Source organism: Microbacterium sp. ZOR0019, assembly GCF_000800925.1.
Lineage (GTDB): Bacteria > Actinomycetota > Actinomycetes > Actinomycetales > Microbacteriaceae > Microbacterium > Microbacterium aurugineum.
In genome coordinates this window covers 1-4,511 of the sequence record NZ_JRKC01000071.1, presented here as the reverse complement: position 1 = coordinate 4,511, position 4,511 = coordinate 1, and the positions used below count along the sequence as shown (strand labels likewise).

Here is a 4,511-nt window from a genome sequence, read left to right as displayed (position 1 = left end):
CGATCCCGACGGCGCCGCGGCTGCCGACGACGCGCTCCGGGGCGCGGCCCTGGCCGCCGAGCTCGGCGTCGCCTACGTCGACACCTACGACGAGGCCTTCGCCTGGAGGCCCGACGCCGTGGTGATCGCCGCCGAGAACTCCCGCCACCGCGCCCTCGTCGAGCGCGCGGCCGCTGCCGGGGTGCACGTGCTCTGCGAGAAGCCGCTGGCCACCACGGTCGAGGATGCCGTCGCGATGCAGGAGGCCTGCGAGCGTGCCGGCGTGATCCTCATGGTCGCCTACCCTGTGCGCTTCGCGCCGAGCGTGCGCGACGCGATCACCGAGCTGCGCAGCGGTCGCCTCGGGAAGGTCCTCGGCGTCACCGGCATCAACAATGGGAAGCTCCCGCAGGACCGCGCCTGGTTCACCGATCCGGAACTGGCCGGAGGCGGCGCGCTGGTCGACCACGTCGTGCACTGCGCCGACCTGCTCGACGAGCTCCTGGGCGAGCGGGCCCAGTCGGTGCGCGCCGTGTCGAACAGCATCCTGCACGCCGAGCGCGAGCTCGAGGTCGAGACCGGCGGACTCGTCTCGATCCGGTACCCGAGCGGCGTCATCGCCACGATCGACTGCTCCTGGAGCTGGCCGATGAGCTCGGCCACCTGGGGCGGGCTGACCCTCCAGGTCGTCGCCGAGCGCGGCACCGTCACCGTCAGCCCCTTCGCCAAGGGCGTCGCCGGGCATGATGCGCACGGCGAGACCTGGAGCCCGGTGGGCGCCGACCTCGACGCGCTGCTGCTCGACGAGTTCGTGCACGCCGTGCGCGAGGGCCGGCAGCCGCAGCCCGACGCCGGCGTGGGCATCCGCACGGTCGAGATCGCCACGGCCGCCCAGACCTCTGCCTCCCGCGGTGGCGAGGTCGTCACGCTCTGAGCTCGCTCCACGCGGGAAGGCGCGACGGACCGGACACCTGACTCCCAGCAGACAGGGGTATGCTGACCCGTTGGGTCGTCCGACCCCGAAGAGTCCCGAAAGGCGGTGATGGCGATGTCCGGTGATAGTTACGACGCCGCCTTCGCTGCGTCGAGACTCCCTGCGCTCACGCGTTGACCTTCCGGTCCGCTTTCGCACGTCCTCCCTCGCAGCGTCGGTGGCGTCATCCGCCCCCTGACGAATCCGCGCACGGAGCTCTCCGCTGCCGTGCGCCCGCGAGAACGGAGCCGCATCATGGCGCTCATCGACAACGGCGTGTACGTCCACGGACGTCGCGTGGAGACCCCCAAGAACCTGGACGAGACCTACCGGATGCTGGATGCGGCCGGGGGCATCGCCTGGATCGGGCTGTACCGGCCCAGCCCCGAGGAAGTGGCCTCGGTCGCCCGGGAGTTCGATCTGCACCCCCTCGCCGTCGAGGATGCGCTCTCGGGGCACCAGCGCTCGAAGGTAGAGCGCTACGGCGACACCCTGTTCGCCGTCCTCCGCCCCGCCCGGTACCGCGACAAGGAGGAGTCGATCGAGTTCGGCGAGCTGCACCTCTTCGTCGGCCCCGATTTCGTGGTGACCATCCGCCACGCCGAGTCGCCGAACCTCGCCGCCGTCCGGATGCGCATGGAGGCCCACCCCGAGCTGCTCGCGATGGGACCGGAAGCGGTGCTCTACGCGATCCTCGACGAGGTCGTCGACGGGTACGAGCCGATCGTGGCGGGGCTCCTCAACGACATCGACGAGATCGAGGACCAGCTCTTCGGCGACGGCGCCGACGACAGCGCGCTCTCCCGGCGCATCTATGAACTCTCCCGCGAAGTGATCAACTTCCAGCGGGCGGTGCATCCTCTGAGCGGGATGCTGGAGTGGCTGCGTCGCGGGTCCGAGAAGTACCGCATCGACGAGGAGCTGCAGCGGTCGCTGCGTGACGTCCTCGACCACACGATCCGCGTCAACGAGCGGGTCGACTCGTTCCGGGCCATCCTCGAGAACGCGCTGACCGTGCACTCCGCGCTCGTGGCCCGCCGCCAGACCGAGGCCGGGCTCGCACAGAACGACGAGATCAAGAAGATCTCCTCCTGGGCGGCGATCATCTTCGCGCCGACGCTGGTCGGCACGGTCTACGGGATGAACTTCGACGTCATGCCCGAGCTGCACTGGGCCTTCGGGTATCCGATGGCGATCGGCGCGATGGCCGCGTTCGCCGTCGCCCTCTACGGGGTGTTCAAGTATAAGAAGTGGTTGTGATCGAGCGGGGGTCGTTGCGCCGGGCGTAGCCGCGTGCGCTCTGCGCCGACAGGGCGAGCAGCACGAGGATGTCGAGGGCCACGCTCGCGAGCGATGTGCGGAACGTCACGGGGATGCCGGCGTTCCACCAGTCGAGGAACACGACGATGATGCTGAGCGAGGCGAAGCTCATCGCCACGATGCGCGCCCAGTTGGCGCCGGCGAACACGAGCCCGGCGAGCACGCCGTAGAACACGTACCAGACGCCGAGCGCGCAGAGACCGATGACGATCAGGAGATCGGCGACGTCCGCGGGCACCGCCTCCAGGCCGTTCTCGGAAGAGAAGACCTCTTCTCTGATCGCCGCCCAGTTCAGCGCGTAGATGAGGATCGAGATGAACCCCCACACGACGCGGAGCGACATCAGCACGGCGCCGAGCCCCGTGGCCAGAGGGCGTTTCACGACAGCCCCCGCAGTTCCGTGACCGGTGCCTGCTCCTCGGGCTCCCCGGCGGAGCCCGAGGCAGGTGCCTTCGTGACGCCGCGGAGATCGATGACCGGCAGGTCGCCGTCGGTGTGGATGCTGTCGCCGCCGCCGTTTCGCGAGTGATAGCCCGTGGAGAAGTCGCGGATGATGACGATGCGCACCCCGCTGTGCGCGCGGCGCAGCGTGCCGACGATGTGATCGCGTTCGATGTCGATGTCCGCATCGATCTTGTGGGTGATCTGGAGGGTGAAGAGCGAGAAGCCGACGGCCCGATCGAAGGTGCCGGCAGCCACCCAATCCACGCGGTGACCGCCGGGCAGCATCCACCCCTCGGGGCAGCGCCAGAACCGCACGTGGTGCCGCTTGGCCGGGTTGCCCTCGACCTCCTGCTGATACGCGAGGTCCTGCCGACGACCGAACAGGAAGAGCGGGCTGACCGGTGCCTCGTCGTAGCTGCGCCGCAGCACGGTCGACAGCACGATGCGCCACGTCGACTCCGCGGTGATGTCGTCGGCACGCGTCCATCCGGCCTCGGCCATGCACCGGGTGAGCTGCTCCTCCGAGCCGAGGACGGCCAGGTTCACCGGGTCGCCGAGCAGGCCGTCACTCGTGCGTGCGCGGCCGATGAAGTAACTGGGCACGTAGATGCGCGTGAGGATCGCGTGCAGTCTCGGCAGGACGAGGTAGGCGAGGAGCAACCAGAACGCGACCGCGAAGGCGATGGCCCACCAGCCCCACGAGAACGCCTCGGTGACGATGAGGTACGCGAGCCAGACGGCGGCGAGACCGGCGAACACGAAGAAGGCATCGTCGAGAGCCGCGTTGACGGAGAACCTCTGGCGCTGGACCAGAGGATCCCGCCTCTTCACCGGTTCCGACATGTCCACATCCTAGAAAGGGCTCGCACTGCGGGCAAAGGTCAGCGCGTCCGCGGTTCCGTCCGCGACAGAGCATCGGCAGCCCGCACGAGCGCAAGGTGCGAGAAGGCCTGCGGGGTGTTGCCGAGCTGCCGCCCCACCACCGGGTCGTACTCCTCCGACAGCATCCCCACGTCGTTCGCCAGTGCGCACAGCCCCTCCATGAGCGCCTGCGCCTCGGCGCGCCGTCCGGTCATGGCGTACTGCTCGACCAGCCAGAACGAGCACGCGAGGAAGGCTCCCTCCGTCCCGGCGAGGCCGTCCACCCCCGTCGCCGTGCGGTACCGCCGCACCAGCCCGCCCGCCATCAGTGTCTGCTCGATCCGTGCGACCGTCGCCCGCATCCGCGGGTCGTCCGGCCGACAGTAGCCCACCTGCGGAAGGAGCAGGAGCGAGGCGTCGACCTCGGTCGTCTCGTAGTGCTGCACGAAGTGGCCGTCGACGACGCCGTCGCGATCGATCTCCTCGCGCATCCGATCGCGCAGCCCACGCCAGCGCTCGACGGGGCCGTCGAAGCCGTGCTCCTCGACCGCGCGCACCGCCCGGTCGAACGCCGCCCACATCATCACCCGCGAATGGGTGAAGTAGCGTGGCTCCCCGCGGATCTCCCACAGGCCCTGATCCGGACGCTCGATCTGCTCGGAGGCGAACCGCAGCAACTCGCGCTCCAGCGGCCAGGAGAAGCCCGACTCGGTGAGTCCCGCCGCCCGCGCGGCCGACAGCGTCACCACGACTTCGCCGACGACATCCGCCTGGTACTGGTCGGCTGCGCCGTTGCCGATCCGCACGGGCGTGGACGCCTCGTACCCGGGGAGGTGCGGCAGAGCACGCTCCGGAAGATCTCGCTCCCCCGCCGGGCCGTACATGATCTGCAGATCGGCGGGATCACCGGCGACCGCCCGCAGCAGCCACTCCC

At 69.7% G+C, this 4,511-nt stretch carries 5 protein-coding genes; 2 read left to right on the top strand and 3 right to left on the bottom strand.

Annotated elements, in window-relative coordinates:
- Together L978_RS14415 and L978_RS14410 are read left to right on the top strand one after the other, a co-directional pair.
- The coding region (locus L978_RS14415) for a Gfo/Idh/MocA family protein (protein ID WP_047523996.1) at positions 1-913 on the top strand (913 nt) is incomplete at its 5' end.
- Between the two features lie 294 nt (positions 914-1,207).
- Positions 1,208-2,212: a magnesium and cobalt transport protein CorA gene (locus L978_RS14410; protein ID WP_047523995.1), complete on the top strand. Its 1,005-nt coding sequence runs from the start codon at positions 1,208-1,210 to the stop codon at positions 2,210-2,212.
- On the opposite strand, the gene L978_RS18610 is transcribed toward L978_RS14410, so the two are convergent.
- The 3 genes from L978_RS18610 to L978_RS14395 all read right to left on the bottom strand — a co-directional run.
- Complete coding sequence (locus tag L978_RS18610) at positions 2,190-2,654, bottom strand: hypothetical protein (RefSeq protein WP_081997076.1); 465 nt, start codon at positions 2,652-2,654, stop codon at positions 2,190-2,192. The two genes, L978_RS14410 and L978_RS18610, sit on opposite strands and share 23 nt — an antisense overlap.
- Complete coding sequence (locus L978_RS18430) at positions 2,651-3,559, bottom strand: LssY C-terminal domain-containing protein (protein WP_081997075.1); 909 nt, start codon at positions 3,557-3,559, stop codon at positions 2,651-2,653. The genes L978_RS18610 and L978_RS18430 overlap by 4 nt, the downstream gene beginning before the upstream one ends.
- A gap of 38 nt (positions 3,560-3,597) precedes the next feature.
- On the bottom strand, positions 3,598-4,511 hold a 914-nt coding region (locus tag L978_RS14395), incomplete at its 5' end, for a glycoside hydrolase family 15 protein (RefSeq protein WP_047523993.1).